At 72.1% G+C, this 23,964-nt stretch carries 19 protein-coding genes and 1 riboswitch; of the genes, 13 read left to right on the plus strand and 6 right to left on the minus strand.

Annotation, left to right across the window (positions count from 1 at the left end):
- Nucleotides 1-103: 103 nt before the first annotated feature.
- Nucleotides 104-2,359, minus strand: coding sequence for a glycogen debranching protein GlgX (glgX, locus tag ACW14Y_RS26310; RefSeq protein WP_380299330.1), 2,256 nt, complete (start codon nucleotides 2,357-2,359; stop codon nucleotides 104-106).
- A gap of 239 nt (nucleotides 2,360-2,598) precedes the next feature.
- On the opposite strand from glgX, the gene ACW14Y_RS26315 reads away from it, so the two are divergent.
- The 5 genes from ACW14Y_RS26315 to ACW14Y_RS26335 all read left to right on the plus strand — a co-directional run bounded on the left by ACW14Y_RS26315 (nucleotide 2,599) and on the right by ACW14Y_RS26335 (nucleotide 8,788).
- Nucleotides 2,599-3,954 (plus strand): L,D-transpeptidase, encoded by a 1,356-nt coding sequence (locus ACW14Y_RS26315; protein WP_456983641.1) that lies wholly within the window; start codon nucleotides 2,599-2,601, stop codon nucleotides 3,952-3,954.
- A 187-nt stretch (nucleotides 3,955-4,141) separates the two neighbouring features.
- Nucleotides 4,142-5,431, plus strand: a complete 1,290-nt coding sequence (locus ACW14Y_RS26320) for a L,D-transpeptidase (RefSeq protein WP_380299328.1) — start codon at nucleotides 4,142-4,144, stop codon at nucleotides 5,429-5,431.
- Between the two features lie 175 nt (nucleotides 5,432-5,606).
- Nucleotides 5,607-6,902: a L,D-transpeptidase gene (locus tag ACW14Y_RS26325; protein WP_380439547.1), complete on the plus strand. Its 1,296-nt coding sequence runs from the start codon at nucleotides 5,607-5,609 to the stop codon at nucleotides 6,900-6,902.
- Nucleotides 6,903-7,080: 178 nt separating this feature from the next.
- A complete protein-coding gene (locus ACW14Y_RS26330; protein ID WP_380299326.1) occupies nucleotides 7,081-7,578 on the plus strand; it encodes an ATP-binding protein in 498 nt (165 codons plus the stop codon).
- A gap of 439 nt (nucleotides 7,579-8,017) precedes the next feature.
- Complete coding sequence (locus ACW14Y_RS26335) at nucleotides 8,018-8,788, plus strand: S1 family peptidase (protein ID WP_380299325.1); 771 nt, start codon at nucleotides 8,018-8,020, stop codon at nucleotides 8,786-8,788.
- Nucleotides 8,789-8,873: 85 nt separating this feature from the next.
- Here the strand turns inward: ACW14Y_RS26335 and ACW14Y_RS26340 are convergent, their stop codons facing one another.
- From ACW14Y_RS26340 to gcvT, 4 genes are all read right to left on the minus strand, one after another.
- Nucleotides 8,874-10,241, minus strand: coding sequence for an L-serine ammonia-lyase (locus ACW14Y_RS26340; protein WP_380299324.1), 1,368 nt, complete (start codon nucleotides 10,239-10,241; stop codon nucleotides 8,874-8,876).
- Nucleotides 10,242-10,431: 190 nt separating this feature from the next.
- Nucleotides 10,432-11,700, minus strand: coding sequence for a serine hydroxymethyltransferase (gene glyA, locus ACW14Y_RS26345; protein ID WP_266271563.1), 1,269 nt, complete (start codon nucleotides 11,698-11,700; stop codon nucleotides 10,432-10,434).
- A gap of 78 nt (nucleotides 11,701-11,778) precedes the next feature.
- Nucleotides 11,779-12,162 carry a glycine cleavage system protein GcvH gene (gcvH, locus tag ACW14Y_RS26350; protein ID WP_266312977.1) on the minus strand — a complete coding sequence of 128 codons (384 nt, stop codon included), beginning with the start codon at nucleotides 12,160-12,162 and terminating at the stop codon, nucleotides 11,779-11,781.
- Between the two features lie 87 nt (nucleotides 12,163-12,249).
- Nucleotides 12,250-13,371, minus strand: coding sequence for a glycine cleavage system aminomethyltransferase GcvT (gene gcvT, locus ACW14Y_RS26355; protein WP_045938960.1), 1,122 nt, complete (start codon nucleotides 13,369-13,371; stop codon nucleotides 12,250-12,252).
- A 215-nt stretch (nucleotides 13,372-13,586) separates the two neighbouring features.
- Nucleotides 13,587-13,693, minus strand: a riboswitch (glycine riboswitch).
- A 260-nt stretch (nucleotides 13,694-13,953) separates the two neighbouring features.
- Between gcvT and ACW14Y_RS26360 the strand changes: the two genes are divergently transcribed.
- The 8 genes from ACW14Y_RS26360 (at nucleotide 13,954) to ACW14Y_RS26395 (ending at nucleotide 23,153) form a co-directional block, all read left to right on the plus strand.
- On the plus strand, nucleotides 13,954-14,748 hold the full coding sequence (locus tag ACW14Y_RS26360) for an enhanced serine sensitivity protein SseB (RefSeq protein ID WP_380299321.1): 795 nt from the start codon (nucleotides 13,954-13,956) through the stop codon (nucleotides 14,746-14,748).
- 175 nt (nucleotides 14,749-14,923) lie between these two features.
- The gene (locus ACW14Y_RS26365) at nucleotides 14,924-15,871 is read left to right on the plus strand and encodes an enhanced serine sensitivity protein SseB C-terminal domain-containing protein (RefSeq protein WP_380299320.1); all 948 of its coding nucleotides are present in this window, start codon (nucleotides 14,924-14,926) and stop codon (nucleotides 15,869-15,871) included.
- 473 nt (nucleotides 15,872-16,344) lie between these two features.
- Nucleotides 16,345-17,334: an ABC transporter permease gene (locus tag ACW14Y_RS26370; protein WP_045938975.1), complete on the plus strand. Its 990-nt coding sequence runs from the start codon at nucleotides 16,345-16,347 to the stop codon at nucleotides 17,332-17,334.
- 56 nt (nucleotides 17,335-17,390) lie between these two features.
- Nucleotides 17,391-19,172 carry an ABC transporter substrate-binding protein gene (locus ACW14Y_RS26375; RefSeq protein ID WP_456983642.1) on the plus strand — a complete coding sequence of 594 codons (1,782 nt, stop codon included), beginning with the start codon at nucleotides 17,391-17,393 and terminating at the stop codon, nucleotides 19,170-19,172.
- Between the two features lie 101 nt (nucleotides 19,173-19,273).
- Complete coding sequence (locus ACW14Y_RS26380; RefSeq protein ID WP_030392717.1) at nucleotides 19,274-20,284, plus strand: ABC transporter permease; 1,011 nt, start codon at nucleotides 19,274-19,276, stop codon at nucleotides 20,282-20,284.
- Entirely contained in the window at nucleotides 20,281-21,351 is a 1,071-nt protein-coding gene (locus ACW14Y_RS26385) for an ABC transporter ATP-binding protein (RefSeq protein WP_380299318.1), read from the plus strand. Before ACW14Y_RS26380 ends, ACW14Y_RS26385 begins: the two co-directional genes overlap by 4 nt.
- A 34-nt stretch (nucleotides 21,352-21,385) precedes the next feature.
- Nucleotides 21,386-22,450: an ABC transporter ATP-binding protein gene (locus tag ACW14Y_RS26390; RefSeq protein WP_380299317.1), complete on the plus strand. Its 1,065-nt coding sequence runs from the start codon at nucleotides 21,386-21,388 to the stop codon at nucleotides 22,448-22,450.
- Between the two features lie 43 nt (nucleotides 22,451-22,493).
- Nucleotides 22,494-23,153, plus strand: coding sequence for a trimeric intracellular cation channel family protein (locus tag ACW14Y_RS26395; protein WP_266271570.1), 660 nt, complete (start codon nucleotides 22,494-22,496; stop codon nucleotides 23,151-23,153).
- On the opposite strand, the gene ACW14Y_RS26400 is transcribed toward ACW14Y_RS26395, so the two are convergent.
- A complete protein-coding gene (locus tag ACW14Y_RS26400; RefSeq protein WP_380299316.1) occupies nucleotides 23,089-23,844 on the minus strand; it encodes an IclR family transcriptional regulator in 756 nt (251 codons plus the stop codon). The genes ACW14Y_RS26395 and ACW14Y_RS26400 overlap by 65 nt on opposite strands.
- Nucleotides 23,845-23,964 lie beyond the last annotated feature (120 nt).

The raw sequence follows: 23,964 nt of genomic DNA on the forward strand, positions 1-23,964 counted from the left end.
AGAGTAGGCCGGGTACGCGTCATTTCTCATCCGGTTTTTCGGACCTGTCGTCGAGAACCGGCCAGCCGGGCGCGGCGGCCGCGGCCGCCGACGGACGGCCCGGTCAGGGGACGGCCCGGAGCAGGTGCAGGGCGCGGGCGCCGAGCGGGACCGGGTCGCCGGGGAGGTGCCGCCCTGCGGGGCCGCCGTCCGCCGCCGCCGTGTCGACCACGGTCTCGTAGCCGGCGCCGTCGCCCGCCCGGGGAGTGCCGGGCAGGACGAAGGGGACGGGTTCGGGGCCGGCGTTGAGCAGCAGCAGGAAGCTGTCGTCCAGCAGCGGTCGGCCGCGCGCGTCCCGTTCCGACATCGCGGTACCGGCCAGCAGCATGCCCACGGCGGCGGTCGGCGCGAACCAGTCGGCCTCGGTCATCTCCTTGCCGAGCGGGGTGAACCAGGCGAGGTCCGGCAGGCCGCCGGGCGCGGTGGCGCGGCCGGAGAAGAACGCCCGCTGCCGCAGCACCGGGTGGTCGCGGCGGAGCCGGACCAGCCGGGCGGTGAACTCGTACAGGCTCCGCCAGGCCGGGTCGTCGAGCAGCGACCAGTCCAGCCAGCTCACCTCGTTGTCCTGGCAGTAGGCGTTGTTGTTGCCGCCCTGGGTGCGGCCGAACTCGTCCCCCGCGGTGATCATCGGGACCCCGGCGGAGAGCAGCAGGGTGGCGGTGAGGTTGCGCAGCTGGCGCCGGCGCAGGGCGGTGACGGCGGGGTCGGCGCTCTCGCCCTCGGCGCCGTGGTTCCAGGACCGGTTGTCGTCGGTGCCGTCCCGGTTGGCCTCGCCGTTGGCCTCGTTGTGCTTGCGGTCGTAGGAGACGAGGTCGCGCAGGGTGAAACCGTCGTGCGCGGTGACGTAGTTGACGGAGGCGTACGGGCGCCGGCCGTCCCGCTGGTAGAGGTCGGAGGAGCCGGAGAGCCGGTAGCCGAGTTCCCGGACGTCCGGGCGGGCGCCGCGCCAGAAGTCCCGCACGGTGTCGCGGTAGCGGTCGTTCCACTCGGCCCAGGGCGGCGGGAAGCCGCCCACCTGGTAGCCGCCCGGGCCGACGTCCCAGGGCTCGGCGATCAGCTTCACCCGGCTGAGCAGCGGGTCCTGGGCGACGGCGGAGAGCAGCGGGTGCTCCATCGTGACCCCGCCGTCGGCGCCGCGGGCGAGGGTGGCGGCGAGGTCGAAGCGGAAGCCGTCCACGCCCATCTCGTGCACCCAGTAGCGCAGCGAGTCGGTGATCAGCCGGACCACCTGGGGGCGGCGGGTGTCGAGGCTGTTGCCGCAGCCGGTGTAGTCGGCGTAGCCGCGCGGGCGGTTGGGCGGCAGCCGGTAGTAGCCGGCGTTGTCGATGCCGCGCAGCAGCAGTGCGGGGCCGAGCTCGGCGCCGTCGGCGGTGTGGTTGTAGACGACGTCGAGGATCACCTCGATGCCGGCGGCGTGCAGCGCCCGGACCATCCGCTTGAACTCGCCGACCTGGCCGCCGCGCGAGCCGGCGGCGGAGTAGCCGGCGTGCGGGGCGAAGTAGCCGACCGTGTTGTAGCCCCAGTAGTTGACGAGGCCGCGGGCCTGGAGGTGGTCCTCGCTGACGTGGTGGTGGACCGGGAGCAGTTCGACCGCGGTCACGCCCAGGCCGGTGAGGTGGGCGATCGCCGCAGGGTGGGCGAGTCCGGCGTAGGTGCCGCGCAGCTCGGGCGGGACGTCGGGGTGGCGGCGGGTGAAGCCGCGCACGTGCAGCTCGTAGAGCACGGTCTCGGCCCAGGGGGTCTTCGGCCGGTGGTCGTCGGACCAGTCGTCGTCGTCCCGGACGACCACGGCTCTGGGCACGTAGGGGGCCGAGTCGCGGTTGTCCCGGACGGTGTCGGCGACCTCGGCCTCGGGCCAGTTGCGGGCGGCGGAGCAGACCGCGTCGTGCGCGGTGTAGCCGCCGTCGACCGCCCGGGCGTAGGGGTCGAGCAGCAGTTTGGCCGGGTTCCACCGGGCGCCGGTCCACGGGTCCCAGCGGCCGTGCACCCGGTAGCCGTACCGGGTGCCGGGCAGCACCCCGGGGACGAAGCCGTGCCAGGTGTGGGCGTCCTGCTCGGTGAGGCGCAGCCGGCTCTCCCGGCCGTCCTCGTCGAAGAGGCAGAGGTCGACGGCCTCGGCGCCGCCCGCCCAGAGCGCGAAGTTGGTGCCGGGGCGGCCGTCCGGCCCGGGGTGGAAGCGCGCGCCGAGCGGTAGCCGGCTGCCCGGCCAGGGCGGCTCGCCGTCCGGCCGCTCGCCGGGGTGTCCGTGCGCGCGGTGCCCGTTGACGGCCGCGGGGGCGTGCGCGCGCACGGCGGCCGCCGACTCCTGCCCTGACGCCATGGCGGTGCCCTCCCTGGCGGGGTGTCCCGGACCCCGTGCGGTGTCTCATTCCCTGATCGCACCGGACGGAAGCGGCTTAACACCGTGTTACCGGCGGATGGCGCCCGGGTACGGCCGGGTGGCTGGGCCGTCGGAGTGGGCGCTTCCGGCGTGTCGGCGTGTCCTGGCGGGGCCGTCCTCGTTGTGCGGGGTATCGGACGGCTACGGCGGGAGGCCCCGGGATGCGGCCCCGAGGACGGATGTGGGCACGGCGGCTGGCGGCGGTGGGCTGCTGCCTGGCCGTGCTGGCCGGGTGTTCCGGCGGTGGCGGCGGGCCGGGGAGCACCAGCGCGGACGCCGTCCGGGCGGAGCCGTCCGGTCCGCCGCCGGCCTCCCGGGCGTCGATCACCGCGCTGCCGGCCGACGACACCCAGAACCTGCCGCCCGAGGGCCCGGTCCGGGTGAGCGTCGCCCAGGGCCGGCTGGTGTCCGTGCGGCTGGCCGACGGCCGGGGCGGCGAGGTGCCGGGATCGCTCTCCGCGGACGGCACCGCCTGGGCGCCGGACGGCCCGCTGCCGCTGGGCACGAAGTTCACCCTGGACGCGGTGGCCGAGGACGACCAGGGGCAGCGGGCGGTCCAGCACGCCGACTTCTCGACCGTGGCCCGGGCGCACACCTTCGTCGCCTTCTTCACCCCCGAGGACGGCTCCACGGTCGGGGTGGGGATGCCGGTCTCGCTGCGGTTCAGCCGCCCGGTCACCGACCGGGCGGCGGTGGAGCGGGCGATCGCGGTGACCGCGGACCCGCCGGTGGAGGTGGCCGCGCACTGGTTCGGCGGCCAGCGGCTGGACTTCCGCCCCCGGGCGTACTGGGCGCCGGGCACCAAGGTGGCGGTCGCGCTGCGGCTCAAGGACGTCCAGGGCGCCCCGGGCGAGTTCGGCACCCAGAACAAGGACGTCCGGTTCACCGTCGGCCGGGCCCAGGTCTCCACCGTCGACCTGGACGCCCACACCCTCACCGTCCGGGCCGGCCAGGGCGGCCGGGTGGTGCGCACCCTCAAGGTGTCCGGCGGGGACGCCAAGCACACGACCTACCGGGGCGTGCTCGTGGTGTCCGAGAAGTACCGGGTGACCAGGATGAACTCGCAGACCGTCGGGATGGGCGACGAGTACGACATCAAGGACGTGCCGCACGCGATGCGGCTGACCGGCTCCGGCACCTTCGTGCACGGCAACTACTGGGCCGCTCCGTCGGTGTTCGGCACCGCCAACACCAGCCACGGCTGCATCGGCCTGGCCGACGCCAAGGGCGGGACGAGCGGGGAGACCCCGGCGGGCTGGCTGTTCGAGCACACGATCCCGGGGGACGTGCTGGAGGTCAGGGCCTCGACGGGGGACACGGTGCCGCCGAGCAACGGGCTGAACGGCTGGAACCTGCCCTGGGCGCAGTGGGTCGCCGGGAGCGCCCTCCAGCCGGGCGCGAGCCCCTCCGGCGCTCCGGCCGCCGGGCCGGGCGCCGGGCCGTCGCCGAGTGCGCCGCCCGGTGCGTCCCCGGGTGCGTCGCCGGTTCTGCCGCCGAGCCCCTCCCCGGACCCGTCCCCGGGGGCGAGGCCCTGACGGCCGGGTGACCGTCCCGTGCGGACGATCTTCACCCCCGTTCACCGGTAGCCCTCCCAGGATTCACCCGATCGGCCCAGCTATCCTGCTTGCCGCGCCGAAGCCCGGCGCGGAAGATCGCCGGTCCGGTGCAACCCGTTCGGGCACCAGCGCGTCCACAGTGATGGACACCGGGAGGGGAGAGACCGTGAAGCCGGTTAGGGCGGCCGACGCCGCGATACGTACCACCGTCACCAGCCGCCGTCTGCGCCAGAGCGCGGTGGCGTTGGCGATGGGTGGGGTTCTGCTGCTCACCGCGGCCTGCAACAGCGGGGGCGACGACAAGGCCGCCGGCAGCGGTGACGCGACCGCCAGCGCGGGCGCCGCCGACGCCGGAGCCGCGGGCAACGGCGGGACGCCGGCCCCCGGCCAGACCTCCGCCGCGCCGAAGACCTCCGCCGCCGTGCTGAACGTCGAGCCCAAGGACGGCTCCCAGGACGTCGCCCCGGACGGCGCGCTGAAGGTCGGGGTGACGGGGGGCAAGCTCACCACGGTCGAGGTGACCGACAAGGAGGGCAAGCCGGTCGCGGGCGCCATCGCCGCGGACGGCAGCGGGTGGAAGCCCAGCGCCCCGCTGGCCGTCGGCATGGCCTACAAGGTGAACGCCCAGGCCACCGACGCCGAGGGCCTGGTGGCCGCGTCGACCACCTCGTTCACCACCCTGACCCCGGCGAAGAAGATCTCCACCAACGACAACATCGCCGACAACGCCACCTACGGCGTCGGCATGATCGTCTCGGTGGTCTTCAACAAGGACGTCAAGAACAAGGACGCGGTCGTCCAGGGCATCACCTTCGAGGCCAGCGACGGCACCACCGTGAAGGGCCACTGGTTCGGCACCAAGCGGCTGGACTTCCGCCCCGAGAAGTACTGGGCCCCGGGCACCAAGGTCGTCATCAAGTACCGCCTGAAGAACGTCGAGGTGTCCCCGGGCGTCTACGGCGACATCGACAAGGACGAGCCGTTCACCATCGGCCGCTCCCAGGTCTCGGTCGCCGACTCGGCCACCCACCAGATGACGGTCACCCGGGGCAGCGACAGCCGCACCGTGCCGGTGACCCTGGGCGACGAGAAGAACCCCTCCTGGAACGGCACCATGGTGGTGATGTCCAAGGAGAAGGTCACCCGGATGAACTCGCAGACCGTCGGCCTCGGCGGCGAGTACGACATCCCGGACGTGCCGCACGCGATGCGGCTGACCAACTCGGGCACCTTCGTGCACGGCAACTACTGGGCCAACCCGTTCGGCAAGAGCAACGCCAGCCACGGCTGCATCTCGATGCAGGACGAGAAGGGCGGCAGCGACGCCTCGGTGGCCGGCAAGTTCTTCAACGATTCGATGATCGGTGACGTCATCACCATCAAGAACTCCAAGGAGAAGGTCGTCGCCCCCGACAACGGCCTGAGCGGCTGGAACATCGCCTGGGCGAACTGGTAGTCGTACCCGTCAGTAGTACCCGTCAGTCGCGGAACCGCCACGACCGGCCCGATCCTCACTCGTTGGGGTCGGGCCGGTCGCGTTTCCGGGGCCGATGCCCCCCGAACGGCGCAACCTTTCCGGTGCACGGCGCGTGTAAATGTCGAACACCGTGACACGAACGAGGGGGACGACGGTGAAGTCGATACGCAAGGTGGTGGCCGCGGGACTGGTCGGCGGAGCGCTGGTGCTGACCAGCGCCTGCGGCGGGAGCGGCGGGACCGGGGGCGGGACGGCGGCCAAGGCCGAGCTGGGGGCCGACGGGACCGCGGGGGTCCCGTCGTCCGCCGCCCCGGCCGGCGGGCAGGCCCCCGGCGCTCCGGCCGCCACGGGCGCCCCCGCCGGCGCCGCCACCACCGCCCCCGCCGCGCCCAAGGCCTCCCAGGCCGTGGTGGACATCCAGCCGAAGAGCGGCGCGGTGGACGTCGCCCCGAACGGCGCGCTCAAGGTCGCGGTGACGGGCGGGAAGCTCACCACGGTCAAGGTGAGCGACAAGGCCGGCAAGGAGGTGGCCGGCACCCTCGCCGCCGACGGGTCCAGCTGGACGCCGTCCGGCCCGCTGGCGGTCGGCACCGCGTACCAGGTGAACGCGCTGGCGGCGGACGCCGGCGGCGTGGTCACCGAGGCGGAGAGCGGCTTCACCACGTTGACGCCGGAGCGGGAGGCGAAGGCGAGCGACAACATCACCGACAACGCCACCTACGGCGTCGGCATGATCGTCTCGGTCTCCTTCGACAAGGACGTCAAGAACAAGGACGCGGTGGCCCGCGGCATCACCTTCGAGACCGACAACGGCACCGTGCTGAAGGGCCACTGGTTCGGCAACCGCCGGCTGGACTTCCGTCCGGAGAAGTACTGGACCCCGGGCACCAAGGTCACCGCGAGGTACCGGCTGAAGAACGTGGAGCTCGCGCCGGGCGTCTACGGGGGAGTGGACCGGGACGAGCCCTTCACTATCGGGCGATCCCAGGTTTCGACCGTTGACGCCAAGACGCACCGGATGACGGTGGTCCGGGACGGCCAGAGCTCGGTCCTGGACATCACCTCCGGCTCGTCCGAGTTCCCGACCTGGAACGGCACCATGGTCGTGATGTCCAAGGAGGGCGTGGTGCGGATGCAGTCCAGCACCCTGCCCGGCATGACCGGCGACCCCTACGACAAGCAGGTTCCGCACTCGATGCGGCTGACCGACAGCGGCACCTACGTGCACGGCAACTGGTGGCGTCCCGCCTCGGTGTTCGGCTCCCAGAACACCAGCCACGGCTGCGTGGCCCTCAAGGACGTCGAGGGCGGCGCACCGGGCACCGAGGCGGGCAAGTTCTACGACGGTTCGCTGATCGGGGACATCGTCACGGTGCAGAACTCCACCCGCGGACAGGTCAAGCCGGACAACGGCCTCAGCGGCTGGAACATGGACTGGAGCGCCTGGTAGGCACTCGGCGGGCCGGCGGCCCGGACCTTGCGAACGCGGGTTCGGGTTGCACCCGGCATATGCCGAAAGAGTAGTGATCGTTTGTTCATTGTCCGTACGCGGCCGCTTGCGTTCCGCAATGATGGGGCGCATGGCGGGTTGGGGCGAAACAGATCAGTCATCGGTTCCGGGTTCCAGCTTGGTCGCCGAAGCGTCGTGGGGGTCGTTCCAGGACTCCCTGGCGGCGCTGGAACGGCTCAGCTGCGACGAGCTGGAGCGGCTGTACGCCGGCAGGCTGTGCGACCGGACGACGCCGGGTGAGGTGCGGCTCCCGTCCCGGCCGGAGACCGGACCGGTGGCGCGCCGACTGGTGCTCGCGGTCCTGGACGCCTGGGAGCTGCACCAGCACCTGGAGGTGTGCGAGTTACTCACCAGCGAGCTGGTCGCCAATGCCGTGCGGCATGCCGCGGGGCGGACGATCGGGCTCCAGGTGGTGCGGAAACCGGGCTGGCTCCGGGTCGAGGTGCGGGACTCCTCGCGGGCGCTGCCGTGCATGATCCTGGCGGAGCCGCTGCCGGTCACCGAGCGCGGGCGCGGACTGCAGGTGGTCGACGACCTGGCGGACCGCTGGGGCGCCGACCTGATGCCGCGCGGCAAGGGTGTCTGGTTCGAGCTGAAGGTCCGCGAGCGGGTCTGAGCCGGGCCCGTCCGGTGCGGGCCGGGCCCGGGAAACACGCAGGGCCCCCGACATCGCCGTGGTCGGCGGCTGGGGGCCCTTGCAAGTCATCGCGCGGCCAAGGGGGTGCGTGCCGTGCGATGGGTGTCGGCCGTGCCGGGTCGGGCGGGCCGAAGTCATCGTTGCCCGGGGCTCCGTCAGTGGCTGACGTTCACCCTCGAACACTTCGACTATCGCATGGATCTCAGCATGTGGGCAAACCGGGTGGCTTCGAATGGAAGGTTTGTAACTTAGTTCACCTTCGGAATTTGCATAGGTTCACGTCAGCGCCTGAGATTATTCACGATCTCCCGGTTCCGATCATGCTCGACCTGAGGTCCGCCCCGGGGTGGTGGAACCGCTGACCGGACGGCCGTCGTCACGCTTGGTGACGTCCGGTCAGCAGCAGAGGAGCACCGCCATGAGCCGTCCGCACCACCGCACCGCCGCCCGCCGCCCGCTCGCCGTCCTGCTGGCCGCCGCCGGCCTGGTGGCGGTGGCCGCCGGACCCGCCGCCGCCGTCCGCGGCGGGTCGGACACGACGACGAAGCAGCACCCGTTCGTCGTCGCCCTGGAGACGGCGGACGGCCAGCAGTGGTGCACCGGCGCGCTGATCGCGCCCACCAAGGTCCTCACCGCCGGCCACTGCGTCGCCAACGCCGACGACCCGACCGCGCTCCGGGTGATCGCCGGCCGCACCGACCTCACCGGCACCGGCGGTCAGGAGCGGAGGGTGCGGAGCGCCGCGGTCGACCCCCGGTACACCCCCGGCCTCGACCACGACGCGGCCGTGCTCACCCTCGACCGGCCGCTCCCGCAGCGGACGGTCCGGGTGGCCGGGAAGGGCGACGAGAAGCTCTACCGCTACGGCGGCAGGGCCACCGTGTACGGCTACGGCCGCACCGGCGACGGGGCACCCGGAACGCACCTGAAGCAGGCCGTGCTCACGCTCGCGGCGCCGGCCGGCTGCGTCCCGTTCACCGAGCCGGACGCCTCGCCGCTGCTGAAGGTCTGCGGACTGCCGGGCCCCGGGACGACCGACAGCATCTGCCACGGCGACTCGGGCGGGCCGCTCGTCGTCGGCGGGGTGGTGATCGGCGTCGTCTCGACCGGCAACAAGTACTGCGACACCCAGTACCCGGTGTCGGTCTTCACCCGGGCCACCGACATCCCCCGCTCGCTCCTGAAGTAGCCCCGCGCCCCGGGGAGCGCACGGGGAGAACGACCCGCGCCCCCGCCCGGAGAGGGCGGGGGCGCGGGTACGGACGGGGCGGGTGTCAGCACTCGATGACGTTGACGGCGAGGCCGCCGCGCGAGGTCTCCTTGTACTTGATCTTCATGTCGGCGCCGGTCTCCTTCATGGTCTTGATCGCCTTGTCGAGGGAGACGTGGTGGCGGCCGTCGCCGCGCAGGGCCATCCGGGCGGCGGTGACGGCCTTGACCGAGGCCATGCCGTTGCGCTCGATGCAGGGGATCTGGACCAGGCCGCCGACCGGGTCGCAGGTGAGGCCGAGGTTGTGCTCGATGCCGATCTCGGCGGCGTTCTCGACCTGCTCGGGCGATCCGCCGAGGACCTCCGCGAGACCGCCGGCCGCCATCGAGCAGGCCGAGCCGACCTCGCCCTGGCAGCCGACCTCGGCGCCGGAGATGGAGGCGTTCTCCTTGAAGAGCATGCCGATCGCGCCCGCGGCGAGCAGGAAGCGGACGATGCCGTCGTCGTCCGCGCCGGGGATGAAGTTCAGGTAGTAGTGCAGGACGGCGGGGATGATCCCGGCCGCGCCGTTGGTCGGGGCGGTGACCACCCGGCGGCCGGAGGCGTTCTCCTCGTTGACCGCCATCGCGTAGAGGGTCACCCACTCCATCGCGTTGGCCGGGCCGATGCCCTCGGCGCGCAGCGCGCGGGCGCCCGAGGCGGCGCGGCGGCGCACCTTGAGGCCGCCGGGGAGTATGCCCTCGCGGGACATGCCCGCCCGGACGCACTCCTGCATGACCTGCCAGATCTCCAGCAGTCCGGTCCGGATCTCCTCCTCGCTGCGCCAGGCCTTCTCGTTCTCCAGCATCAGGCCGGAGATGGACAGGCCGGTCTCCCGGCTGAGCCGGAGCAGCTCGTCACCGGTGCGGAAGGGGTACTTGAGCGAGGTGTCGTCGGGCTTGACCCGGTCCGCGCCGATCGCGTCCTCGTCCACGACGAAGCCGCCGCCGACCGAGTAGTAGGTCTTCTCCAGCACGGTGGAGCCGTCGGCCCGGTAGGCCCACAGGGTCATGCCGTTGGCGTGGTACGGCAGCGAGCGCCGCCGGTGCAGCACCAGCTGGGTGTCGCGGTCGAAGTCGATGGCGTGGGTGCCGAGCAGGTTGAGCCGCTTCTCGGCGGTGATCCGCTCGACGTCGAGGTCGGCCCGGTCGACGTCCACGGTGCGCGGGGAGTAGCCCTCCAGGCCCAGCAGGACGGCCTTCGGGGTGCCGTGGCCGTGGCCGGTGGCGCCCAGCGAGCCGAACAGCTCGGCGCGGACGGACGTCACCTCGTCCAGCAGGGCCTCGGACTTCAGGCGGCGGGCGAACATCCGGGCGGCGCGCATCGGGCCGACGGTGTGGGAACTGGACGGGCCGATGCCGATGGAGAAGAGGTCGAAGACGCTGATGGCCACGGAGTGACGTCCTTGTCTGGTCTCGTGGATGGTGCCGGCAGGGAGGGAGGGACGGCAGTGGCGGAGGTGGTGGGTCGGTCGACCGACACGGGTCGGGGCACCGCGCGCACCTTCCAGTGTGCGCGGTGCCCCGGAATCCCCGGTGTCCGGGCGGCGTGAGCCCGGTCACCCGCGGCCGAACAGGAGGGACCTACAGGTTCGGGTACAGCGGGTACTTCTCGGCGAGGGCGGTGACCCGGGCCTTCAGGTCGGCGGCGACGGTCTCGTCGAAGGCCGGCTTCAGGGCCTCGGCGATGATGTCGGCGACCTCGCGGAAGTCCTCGGCGCCGAAGCCGCGGGTGGCGAGCGCCGGGGTGCCGATCCGCAGGCCGGAGGTGACCATCGGCGGGCGCGGGTCGTTCGGGATCGCGTTGCGGTTGACGGTGATGCCGACCTCGTGCAGCCGGTCCTCGGCCTGCTGGCCGTCGAGCTGGCTGTTGCGCAGGTCGACCAGGACCAGGTGGACGTCGGTGCCGCCGGACAGCACCGAGACGCCGGCCTCGGTGACGTCGGCCTGGAGCAGGCGCTCGGCCAGGATCCGGGCACCGTCCAGGGTGCGCTGCTGGCGCTCCTTGAACTCCTCGGAGGCGGCGACCTTGAAGGCGACGGCCTTGCCGGCGATGACGTGCTCCAGCGGGCCGCCCTGCTGGCCGGGGAAGACCGCGGAGTTGATCTTCTTGGCGTGCTCGGCCTTGGAGAGGATGACGCCGCCGCGCGGGCCGCCCAGGGTCTTGTGGGTGGTGGTGGTGACCACGTCCGCGTACGGCACCGGGTTGGGGTGCAGGCCCGCGGCGACCAGGCCGGCGAAGTGGGCCATGTCGACCATCAGCAGCGCGCCGGTCTCGTCGGCGATCCGGCGGAACTCGGCGAAGTCGAGCTGGCGCGGGTAGGCGGACCAGCCGGCGATGATCAGCTGCGGGCGGTGCTCCTTGGCCAGGCGCTCGACCTCGGCCATGTCGACCTGGCCGGACTTGTCGTCCACGTGGTACGGCACCACGTTGTAGAGCTTGCCGGAGAAGTTGATCTTCATGCCGTGGGTCAGGTGACCGCCGTGGGCCAGGTTCAGGCCCAGGATGGTGTCGCCCGGCTTGATCAGCGCGAACATCGCGGCGGCGTTGGCCTGCGCGCCCGAGTGCGGCTGGACGTTGGCGTGCTCGGCGCCGAACAGGGCCTTGATCCGGTCGATCGCGATCTGCTCGACCACGTCGACGTGCTCGCAGCCGCCGTAGTAGCGGCGACCGGGGTAGCCCTCGGCGTACTTGTTGGTCAGGACCGAGCCCTGGGCCTCCATGACCGCCACCGGGGCGAAGTTCTCGGAGGCGATCATCTCCAGGGTGGTCTGCTGGCGGTGCAGCTCGGCGTCGACCGCGGCGGCGATCTCCGGGTCGAGGGCGTGCAGGGACTGGTTCAGAACCGTCATGGTGGAGTCTTCCCGGAAGTGAGAGGGAGGAGGGCCGGCGGGCGGGGCGGCCACCGCGCTGCGGCCGCCCCGGGTGGCTCAGGCCGAGGGGTTGGTGAGCTTGGTGTACTCGTCGGCGCTCAGCAGCGCACCGGTCGACTCGATCCGGACCTTGAACAGCCAGCCACCCTCGAACGGGTCGCTGTTGACCAGGCTGTTGTCGTCGGCGACGGCCTCGTTGACCTCGGTGATCTCACCGGTCACCGGCGAGTACAGGTCGCTGACCGACTTGGTCGACTCCAGCTCGCCACAGGTCTCACCGGCGGTCACGGTGTCGCCGACCTCGGGGAGCTGCACGTAGACGATGTCGCCGAGGGCGTCCGCGGCGTGCTTGGTGATGCCGACCGTGGCGACCTCACCGGCCTCGGCGGTGGTCAGCCACTCGTGCTCCTCGGTGTACTGCAGGTGCTGGGGGTTGCTCATGGCGTCATTCTCCAGGATGGGAAGCGGGTACGGCGAAGCGGCCCGGGGGGCGGACGAGCCTCGCGAGGGAAAGGTGGGGGAGCGGGGTCAGCGGGCGCGCTTGTAGAACGGCAGCGCCACGACCTGCACCGGCTCGTGCTTGCCGCGCACGTCCACCGCGACGGTGGTGCCCGGGGCGGCGTGCGCCGCGTCCACGTAGGCCATCGCGATCGGCTTCTCCAGGGTGGGGGAGGGCGAGCCGGAGGTGATCCGGCCGATCGGGGCGCCCTCGGTGGAGACCACGGTGTACTCGGCGCGCGGCACCCGCTTGCCGTCGGAGACCAGGCCGACCAGGACCCGCGGCGGGTTGGCCTCGGCCTCGGCGGCGGCCCGCTCCAGGGCCTTGCGGCCGACGAAGGCGCCCTCGTTGGTGGTCTTGTCGAAGCGCACCACCCGGCCGAGGCCGGCGTCGAACGGGGTCAGCTCGGTGGACAGCTCGTGGCCGTACAGCGGCATGCCGGCCTCCAGGCGCAGCGTGTCGCGGCAGGACAGGCCGCAGGGGATCAGGCCCCGGTCGGTGCCGGCCGCGGTCAGCGCCTGCCAGATCTGCTCGGCGTCGCCCGGGTTGCAGAAGATCTCGAAGCCGTCCTCGCCGGTGTAGCCGGTGCGGGCGAGCAGCACGTCGCGGCCGGCCACCTGGGCCGGGAGGATCGCGTAGTACTTCAGGCCGGGCAGGTCGGCCTCGGTGGTGTCGGCCAGGATCGCGGTGGACTCCGGGCCCTGGACGGCGATCAGCGCGTAGGCGTCGCGGTCGTCGGAGACGACGGCGTTGAAGCCCTTGGCGCGGGCGATCAGCTCGTCCAGCACCAGCTGGGCGTTGGAGGCGTTGGCGACGACCAGGAAGGCGTCCTCGCGCAGGCGGTAGACGATCAGGTCGTCCAGGATGCCGCCGTCCTCGGCGCAGATCATGGTGTAGCGGGCGCGCAGCACGCCGAGCGCGGAGACGAAGCCGACCAGGGCGTGGTCCAGCATCTCGCCGGCCTGCGGGCCGGTGACGGTGATCTCGCCCATGTGGGACAGGTCGAACAGACCGGCCTTGGTGCGGACGGCGAGGTGCTCCTCGCGCTCGCTGCCGTAGCGCAGCGGCATGTCCCAGCCGGCGAAGTCGGTCATGGTGGCGCCGAGGGCGCGGTGCAGCGCGTCGAGCGCGGTGAGGCGGAGGGACGACATGGCCAGGAACTCCTCGGTCGGGGCACTCAGGGGTGCGCACGCCGGGACCGGCCCGGGCACGGGGCGGACCCTGCGCGCGGGCATGCGGCGGCTGGGTCTCCCCATCTGTCGTCGTACCTGAGAGCTTCACCGTCCACTGCCCTGCAAAGGACAGCATGGCGGCTTGCACCGTGGGTGGGCGGACGGCAGGGCCGTGCACCGCTTTCCAGATCTGCCTAACCCGTGCGGTAGGGGGGCCTGAGAGATTCCGGGGAGGACTTGCTCCTTCGGCGCCGGCTGTGCCGCCAGGACGGGGCACTCCGGACTCTCCCGCGCGGGTTCGAGCGGCCGGTATGGAGTTGGAGGGCCTGGGTGGATGCCACCGCAGACGCGCACATCATGGCACGTCCGCACCGATGGCGGGAGAGGGGGCTGCCTCACACGCCCGCTCCGCTCCCCGCGCCGCGCCCCGCCTTCCCCCGGCCTTCCCGCGCCTCCCCGCGCCTCCCCCCGGCCTCCTTCCGCTCCCGTTCCGCGTCCCGTTCCGTCCCGCCCGGGCGCTAGGCTGCGGGAATCGGCGAGCGGAGGGCGGTACAGGGGCGGATGGGCAACCCGGTGGAGCAGCAGGGCTGGGGCGGGGCGCAGTCGGCGCCGGCCGGCGGCGCGTGGCCGGCCAACGAGCTGGAGCAGGTGCTCACCGCCGCGCTCGGCGACCCGGGCGCGACCCCGCGGGTGATCGAGGTGCTGGCGCGCAGCCAGGTGTGGATCCCGCTGCCGTCCGGCGGCGACCCGCAGGGGCGGGCGCTGGACCTGCCAACCCTCGAACTGGCCGGCGGCCCCTATGTCCCGGTGTTCTCCTCCCAGGAGGTGCTGCTCCAGCAGGCGCCGGGGATGGCGTTCGCGGTCGCGCCGGTGTGGGAGTTCGCCCGCGGCCTGCCGCTGGGCGTCGGCATCGCCGTCAACCCCGAGGCCCCGGTGGGCATCCCGGTCCCGCCGGAGGGCGTGGCCGAGCTGCGCCGGGGGCCGCGCGAGGACCGCTGGGACGTCGCCCAGGACGCGCCGTCCGGGGGCCGGGTGGCGCTGCGCGAGCCGGTGCCGGGCGAGGACCCGGAGCTGTTCCTGGCCGCCTGCCGGGCCGAACTGGCGCAGTTGCCGGGGGTGCTGAGCGCCCGGCGGGCGCTGGCCAGTGTCGAGGGCGAGCCGACCGTGATGTTCGTGGGCGTCCAGTTGGACCCGGCGGCCCCGGCCGACCCGGGGGCGGTGAACGAGGCGCTGGGGCGCGCGCTGGGAACCGCGCCGCTGCCCGGTGGCGTCCACCTCGTACTGCTCGACCTCGCGGACGATCCGGTGGTCGAGTGGATGGTGAACCGGGTCGCGCCCTTCCACGTGCGGGGCTGAGCCGGTCCCCGGCCGTCCGTGCGGTGCCCTTCGGGCCGGACGCTCGGCGGGGGAGCGGCGGGGGCCCTGGCACGTCGGCGTGGCGGTGGTCGACGGTGCCCCATAAGGTGCGTGCTGACGGCCGCCGGGCCGCCGGTGACGGACGAGGAACGAAGAGGCGCAACGAGGTGGGCGCATGAGTGCGGGATCGGTAGCTGGCGGCGCACCGGGGCCCTGGGGCCAGGCGCCCACCGGACGCCCGGATCCGGGCGCGCTGGAACGCGCCCTGCGCGAGGTGGCGCCGGAGCGCTACGAGGCCTACGAGACGATGCTGAACGCGCTCGCCGAGGGCCGGGTCTGGATGCTGCTGTGGCACGGGACGCCGGGCAGCGCCGACGCCCAGTACGGGAACATGGAGATCAGCGGCCACGGCTACGCGCCGGCCGTCACCTCGCCCGAGCAGCTGGCGGCGTCCGGCTGGGCGCGGGCGCACGAGGTGATCTCCGGCCGGGAGATCGCGGCCTCGCTGTACCGGACCCGCTGGGGGCTGTGGCTGAACCCGCACGCCCCGGGCGGCGGGGTCGGGGTGCCGTGGGCGGACCTGCGCCGGGTGGCCGCGGGGCTGGACCGGCTGCCGGCCGGTCCGCTGCGGCTGAGCGAGCCGCAGGTGCCGGCCCAGCAGTTCTTCGCGCTGCTGGAGCGGCAGGCGGCCGAGGTGCGGGCGGTGCGGGCGCTGCGCCGGGCCTGGGTGCAGCCGTCGGTGGGCGAGCCGTACCTCGCCATCGGTCTCGAACTGTACGAGAGCTCGCCGCCCACGGTGGAGGCGGTGCGGGCGCTGATGCAGCGGGCGATCGCGGTCGCGCCGGAGGGGCTGGCGGTCTCGACGGTGGCGATGGCGGACGAGTTCGACCCGGTGGCGCTCTGGATGCGGGCCCACGCACGCCCGTTCTACGACCGGGAGGCGGCCGGGCACGGCCGTCCGCAGACCGGCCCGTACCCGCCGGTGCCCCCGCCGCCGTACGCCTCGCAGCAGGGCCCGGCCCAGGGGCAGGGCTTCGGTTACGGCACCCAGCCGCCGGCTCCGGCCTGGCCGGGGCAGCAGCCCCCGCCGCAGCAGCCGTGGCCCGGCTACCCCGGTCGCTGATCGCGCGAACCCCCGAAGCCCCTTCCACGAAACCGGCTTGACGCCACGTCAGGCCGGTTTCGGCGTTTTTTCGGACGTTCTCCCCGAATCGGATGGAACACATCTTGACATGGCTGTTACAGCTGTGTGAAGAGGGATATGCCGATGGTCGGGGAGGTGCATGCGCACAGATCACAGTTGGGCATCTGTCGGTGGTCAGGGCTGGCGTAAGCCAGTTCGGATGGCAGAGAGTTCTGCAACAGCCCGCCGCGCGTGGTTGGCGTCCCACAAGGGCGAACGCGCTGACGGACCGCATGATCCACGTGACGCCCATCCCGCGTGGCAGCAGTACTGAGCCAGTCGTACCGCTGGAAGCACTCCGCTCCTGTACCTCAGCACGTCCGCACCCAAGCACGTCCGCACCAGCCGCGCCGCCGATCCCGGTGCCCGGCACCCGTGGGCCGGCCACCGTCGGCGAGGGGACCGAACTGACCATGACCGCACCCATCAAGACCGCCGGCAACGCACCGGAGGCAGACGCCGCCGCGAGCCCGGCCAAGAAGATCGAGGGCCGCTCGCTCGGCCGCATCGCCTGGACCCGCTTCAAGCGGGACAAGGCCGCCGTCGCCGGCGGCGTCGTGGTGATCCTGCTGATCCTGCTCGCCGTGCTGGCCAAGCCGATCGAATCGGCCTTCGGCCTCGATCCCGACGCCCTCCACCAGGACCTCCTGGACGCCGACCTCGGCGGTCTGCCGTTCGGCGACTGGGGCGGCATGAGCTGGGACCACCCGCTCGGCGTCGACCCGCTGCAGGGCCGTGACCTGCTGACCCGCGTCATCGAGGGCTCCTGGGTCTCCCTGCTGGTCGCCTTCGGCGCGACCGTGCTGTCCAACACCATCGGCACCGTGCTCGGCATCATGGCCGGCTACTACGGCGGCTGGGTGGACACCCTGATCAGCCGGGTGATGGACGTCTTCCTCGCCTTCCCGCTGCTGCTGTTCGCGATCGCGATCTCGACCTCGCTGCAGGGCGGCGCGTTCGGCCTGCACGGCCTCCCGCTGCACATCATGGTGCTGATCTTCGTGATCGGCTTCTTCAACTGGCCCTACATGGGCCGGATCGTGCGCGGACAGACCCTCTCGCTGCGCGAGCGCGAGTTCGTCTACGCGGCCCGGAGCCTGGGCGCCCGCGGGCCGTTCATCCTCTTCAAGGAGCTGCTGCCCAACCTGGTCGGTCCGATCCTGGTCTACTCGACCCTGCTGATCCCGACCAACATCCTCTTCGAGGCCGGGCTGAGCTTCCTCGGCGTGGGCATCCAGCCCCCGCAGGCCTCCTGGGGCGGCATGCTCCAGGACGCGATCCGGTACTACCAGGTGGACCCCCAGTACATGGTGGTCCCCGGTGTGGCGATCTTCGTCACCGTACTCGCCTTCAACCTGCTCGGCGACGGGCTGCGTGACGCCCTCGATCCCAAGAGCAACTGACGCCGCGTCAGGATCCCTCGTTCGGCCAACACTTCCTCAAGGGGTTGATCTCACCCATGCGTAGGTCCCGTACCGTCGCACTGACCGCCACGGCTGCTGCCGCGGTCCTGGTCGTCACCGGCTGCTCGTCCAGCACGAAGAGCACCGACGCCAAGTCCACCGCCTCCGGCTCCGCCACCGAGGCCGCCGGCGGCACCGGTGCCAACGCGGCCACCAAGGGCATCGTCAACGCCTCGGACAAGAAGGGCGGGACGGTGACCTTCGAGATGAAGGGCACCCCCGACTCGCTCGACCCGGGCAACACGTACTACGCGTACATCTACAACTTCTCGCGTCTGTACGGCCGTCCGCTCACCACCTTCCAGCCGGGCGCCGGCGAGGCGGGCAACAAGCTCGTCCCGGACCTCGCCGAGTCGCTCGGCCAGGTCAGCGCCGACGGCCTGAGCTGGACGTACAAGCTGCGCAAGGGCCTGAAGTACGACGACGGCACCCCGATCACCTCGAAGGACGTCAAGTACGCCGTCGAGCGCTCCAACTTCGCGCCGGACGTGAACTCCAACGGCCCGACGTACTTCAAGGAGCTGCTGGTCGACAACCCCACGCCGTACGAGGGTCCGTACAAGGACAAGACCGGCGACCTGAAGTCGATCGAGACCCCGGACGACACCACCATCGTCTTCCACCTGACGCACGCCTTCGCCGACTTCGACTACCTGGTCAGCGCCCCGCAGACGGTCCCGGTCCCGCAGGCCAAGGACACCGGCGCCGAGTACGTCAAGAAGATCGTCTCCTCCGGCTCCTTCAAGTTCGAGTCCTACGAGGACGGCAAGCAGGCCGTCCTGGTCCCGAACACCAACTGGGACCCGAGCACCGACCCGATCCGCAAGCAGCTGCCGGACAAGATCGTGCTCCGGATGAACATCGACCAGGCCACCATCGACAAGGACCTGCTGGCCGGCAACGCCCAGGTCGACCTGGTGGGCGGCGGTGTCGACCCGCAGACCCAGGCGCAGATCCTGCAGAACCCGAAGCTGAAGGCCAACACCGACAACGCCTACGGCGGCCGTCTGGTCTACATGGCCATCAACACCGACGTCGCGCCGTTCGACAACATCGAGTGCCGCAAGGCCGTCCAGTACGCGGTCGACAAGGTCTCGGTGCAGACCGCGCTCGGCGGCCCCGTCCGCGGCCAGGTCGCCAACACCGTGCTCCCGCCCGACATCCCGGGCCACCAGGACTTCAACGTCTGGGAGACCAAGGACAACAAGGGTGACGAGGCCAAGGCCAAGGACGCCCTGAAGGCCTGCGGCAAGGACAGCATCACCACCGTGCTCTCCGCCCGCACCGAGCGCGCCACCGAGGTCGCCGCCGCCACCTCGATCCAGGCCGCGCTGAAGAAGGTCGGCATCAACGCCGAGATCCAGCAGTTCCCGCAGGGCAAGTACCTGGCCGACAGCGCCGGCGCTCCGAAGTTCGCCAAGGAGCACAACATCGGCCTGATGATGATGCAGTGGGGCGCCGACTGGCCGACCGGCTACGGCTTCCTGCAGCAGATCGTCGACGGCCGCGCGATCAAGGCCTCCGGCAACAGCAACCTGGCCTCGCTGAACGACCCCGCCGTCAACAAGCTGCTCGACGACGCCGCCACCAACCCGGACCGCGCGGCCCGCGAGAAGATCTACGGCGACATCGACAAGAAGGTCATGGAGGCCGCGGTCTACGTCCCGCTCACCGACTTCAAGGTCTTCCTGTACCGCCCGGACAACGCCACCAACCTCGCGTCCACGCCGGCCTTCTCGGGTGAGTACGACTACCTGAACATCGGCACCACCAAGTAAGAGCCTGGCTCTGCATCCCTGAAGGCAGGTGAAGGCAGCGGCAAAGCCCGCCGCCGTCCGGAGGATCCCGGACGGCGGCGGGCGGCCGGAGCCGACCAACTGTGTTTGCCTACATCATCCGCAGGATCCTCGCCGCCGCGGTGCTGCTGCTGGTCGTCAGCGCGGTCACCTTCGCGATCTTCTTCCTGCTCCCGCGCCTCGCCGGCGAGACGGTCGACCAGCTGGCCACCCAGTACATCGGGAAGAACCCCTCTCCCGACGCGATCGCGGCGGTCAAGAAGAACCTCGGCCTCGACCAGCCGCTGTACACCCAGTACTGGAACTTCCTCAAGGGGCTGGTCAGCGGCGCCGAATACAAGTTCGGCCCGGAACCGGCCACCTGCCACGTACCCTGCTTCGGCTACTCCTTCAAGAACCACCTGGAGGTCTGGCCCGAGCTGTCCAAGCGGATCCCGGTCACGCTGTCGCTCGCCATCGGCGCGGCCACGCTCTGGCTGGTCTCCGGCGTCGCCACCGGCGTCGTCTCCGCCCTCAGGCCGCGCTCGATCTTCGACCGGATCTCGATGGGCATCGCGCTCGCCGGCGTCTCGCTGCCGGTCTTCTTCACCGGCGCGCTGCTGCTCACGGTGTTCAGCTACGAGTGGCCGATCCTGGACAACCTCCAGTACGTCAACTTCACCGACGACCCGCTGATGTGGGCCCGCAACCTGATCCTGCCCTGGATCTCGCTGGCCTTCCTCTACTCCGCGCTCTACGCCCGGCTCACCCGCGCCGGAATGCTGGAGACGATGAGCGAGGACTACATCCGCACCGCCCGGGCCAAGGGCCTGGCCGAGCGCAAGGTCGTCACCCGGCACGGACTGCGCGCCGCGCTCACCCCGATCGTCACCATCTTCGGCATGGACCTCGGTCTGCTGCTCGGCGGTGCGCTGATCACCGAGCAGGTCTTCTCGCTCCAGGGCGTCGGCCAGTTCGCCGTCCAGGCGATCTCCGACAACGACCTGCCGAAGATCCTCGGCACCACGCTGCTCGCCGCCTTCTTCATCGTCCTCTGCAACCTCGTGGTTGACCTCCTGTACGCCGCTGTCGACCCCCGGGTGAGGCTGTCGTGACCGAGCTCCAGAAGACCCCGGCCCGCGCGGCCGCCCCGGCCGGAGGGGACCCGTACCTCTCCGTCCGGGACCTGCGGATCCACTTCGACACCGACGACGGCCTGGTCCGCTCCGTCGACGGCGTCAGCTTCGACCTGGCCAAGGGCCGCACCCTCGGCATCGTCGGCGAGTCCGGCTCCGGCAAGTCCGTCACCTCGCTCGGCATCATGGGCCTGCACCGCTCCAAGCGGGCCCGGATCACCGGCGAGATCCGGCTCGACGGCGAGGACCTCGTCGCGGCCGGACCGGACCGGGTCAGGGAGCTCCGCGGCCGCCAGATGGCGATGATCTTCCAGGACCCGCTGACCGCGATGCACCCCTACTACACGGTGGGGCAGCAGATCGTCGAGGCCTACCGGGTGCACCACCCGCAGGCGACCAAGAAGCAGGCCCGCGCCCGCGCCGTCGAGATGCTCGACCGGGTCGGCATCCCGCAGCCCGACCGCCGGGTCGACGACTACCCGCACCAGTTCTCCGGCGGCATGCGCCAGCGCGCCATGATCGCCATGGCCCTGGTCAACGACCCCTCGCTGCTGATCGCCGACGAGCCCACCACCGCCCTGGACGTCACCGTCCAGGCGCAGATCCTGGACCTCATCCGGGACCTCCAGGAGGAGTTCGGCTCGGCCGTCATCATCATCACCCACGACCTCGGGGTGGTCGCCGAGCTCGCCGACGACATCCTGGTCATGTACGGCGGCAAGTGCGTCGAGCGCGGCCCGGCCGAGACCCTCTTCGACTCGCCCGAACACCCCTACACCTGGGGCCTGCTGGGCTCGATGCCGCGTCTCGACCGGGAGCTCCAGGAGCGGCTCGTCCCGGTCAAGGGCACTCCGCCCAGCCTGATCAACGTGCCGTCCGGCTGCGCCTTCCACCCGCGCTGCCCGTACGCGGAGCTGACCGGCGGGCGCTCCGTCGAGGAGACCCCGGGGCTCACCGAGGTCGCGCCCGGCCACCACGCGGCCTGCCACCTCGCGCTCTCCGAGCGGCACCGCATCTTCACCGAAGAGATCGCGCCCCGGCTGTGAGCCCGGACTCGTACCACCTTTCTGGAGAGAACCGATGACGGACACCCAGGCGGCGACCATCCCCGCGCCGGCGCCCGCCCCGGATCGGCAGCCGCTGCTCCGGGTGACGGGCCTGACCCGGCACTTCCCCATCCACAGCGGCCTGATGCGGCGCCAGACCGGCGCCGTCCGGGCGGTCGACGGCATCGACTTCACGGTCAACGCCGGTGAGACCCTGGGCGTCGTCGGCGAGTCCGGCTGCGGCAAGTCGACGATGGGCCGGCTGGTCACCCGGCTCGACGAGCCGACCGCCGGGAAGATCGAGTTCGAGGGCACCGACATCACCCACCTGGGCGTCGGGGCGATGCGGCCGCTGCGCCGCGACATCCAGATGATCTTCCAGGACCCGTACTCCTCGCTGAACCCGCGGCACACCGTCGGCACCATCGTCGGCGCGCCGTTCCGGCTGCAGAAGGCGGAGCCCGAGGGCGGGGTCAAGAAGGCCGTCCAGGAGCTGCTGGAGCTGTGCGGGCTCAGCCCCGAGCACTACAACCGCTACCCGCACGAGTTCTCCGGCGGCCAGCGCCAGCGCATCGGCATCGCCCGGGCGCTCGCCCTGCGGCCCCGGATGATCGTCGCCGACGAGCCGGTCTCCGCCCTGGACGTCTCCATCCAGGCCCAGGTGGTCAACCTGCTCGACGACCTCCAGCGGGAGCTCGGCCTGACCTACCTGATCATCGCGCACGACCTCTCGGTGGTCCGGCACGTCTCCGACCGGGTCGCCGTGATGTACCTCGGCAAGATCGTCGAGATCGCCGACCGGGACTCGCTCTACCGCAGCCCGATGCACCCGTACACCACCGCGCTGATGTCGGCCGTCCCGGTGCCCGACCCGCGCCGGCGCCAGAGCGGCGGGCGCGACCGGATCCTGCTCAAGGGCGACGTGCCCTCGCCGATCAACCCGCCCAGCGGCTGCCGCTTCCGCACCCGCTGCTGGAAGGCCCAGGAGATCTGCGCGAGCCAGGAGCCGCCGCTCGTCGCGGCGACGGCCGGCCACCAGGTGGCCTGCCACTTCCCGGAGAACGCCGTCACCGGCGACGGGGCGAAGGCCTCCGTCTGACCGCGCGGTCGGAGGGGAGGGCCGGTCGGGTCACACTGGTGCGGTGACCTCGCAGATCTTCCCCTCCGACGTGCAGCAGTCGCTGGACCTCGTCGGCATCTTCGTCTTCGCCCTCTCCGGAGGGCTGCTCGCCGTCCGCAAGAACATGGACATCTTCGGCATCTGCGTCCTCGCCGAGGTCACCGCGCTCGGCGGCGGCGTGATGCGCGACCTCGTCATCGGCGCCACCCCGGTCGCCGCGTTCAGCAACCTCGGCTACTTCGTCACCCCGCTGCTCGCGGGCCTGGTGGTCTTCTTCCTGCACCCCGAGGTCGAGCGGATCAACCGCGCCGTGCAGACCCTCGACGCGCTGGGCCTCGGACTGTTCTGCGTCACCGGCACCGCCAAGGCGCACGACTACGGGCTCGGCGCGGTCTCCTCGGTCGCCCTCGGCATGGTGACCGCCGCCGGCGGCGGGGTGATGCGCGACGTCCTGGCCGGCGAACTCCCCTCGCTGCTGCGCTGGGACCGCGAGATCTACGCCGTGCCGGCCCTCGTCGGCGCCGCCCTGGTCGCCGTGCTGATCGCCCTCGGCAGCCTCACCGCCGCCACCGGCACCGCCGCCGCGCTGACCGCGTTCGGCCTGCGGATGCTCGCCCTCAAGTACGGCTGGCGCGCGCCGCGGGCCTGGCACCGCAACGGTTCTCGCACCAGCGAGGAGTAGGCGAGCCGCCGTACGCCAGCGAGACCGCCTCCGCGGTGCAGAGCAGCTCCGGCACCAGCCGCAGCAGCTCGGCCGAGGGCATCCGGTCGGCCGGCGCCGAGATCGCGCAGGCCGCGACCGCCCGCCCGTCGCTGCCCGCCACCGGCGCCGCCACGCAGGTGACCGCCTCCAGGTGCTCGGCCGACTCCGCGGCCCAGCCCCGGCGGTGCACCGCCGCCAGATCGGCGGCCTGGGCGTCGGTCGTCGCGCCGGTCGGGGGCAGTCCCGCCAGCAGCACCCGGCCGATCGCCGTCCCGGCCGCCGAGGCCCGCCGCCCGATCCGGGTCGGCCGCCCCGGATCGGTGCTCCAGCGGCCGGCCAGCTCGTCCAGGTACAGCACCTCGTCGTCCTGCAGCACGGCCAGCTGCACGGTGCAGCCGCAGCGCTCGTTCAGCGCGGCCAGGTACGGGGCGGCGACCTGCCGGACGTCGATCTCCTGGAGCGCCCGCTGGGCCAGCGACAGCACCCGGCCGCCGACCCGGTAGCGGCGGTCGGACTGCCGGTGCACGAAGCCGTGCTCCTCCAGGGTCCGCAGCAGCCGCAGGGCGGTGGACTTGTGCACCCCGATCGAGCCGGCGGCCTGTTCCAGGGTCACCGGTCCGTCGCCGAGCGAGCCGAGCAGGGTCAGCGCCCGATCGACCGACTGCGACATGGGGCTCCCCGTTCCTGGTTCCGGCCGGGCCGCGGGCAGGGGCCGTCGAGCCTGGTGGTGGCGGCCGTTCGGCCGGGTGGTGCCGGTGGCCGTCCGGCCGCCCGGCGATGGCCGTCGGGC

The sequence above is a fragment of the Kitasatospora sp. cg17-2 genome, from assembly GCF_054031055.1.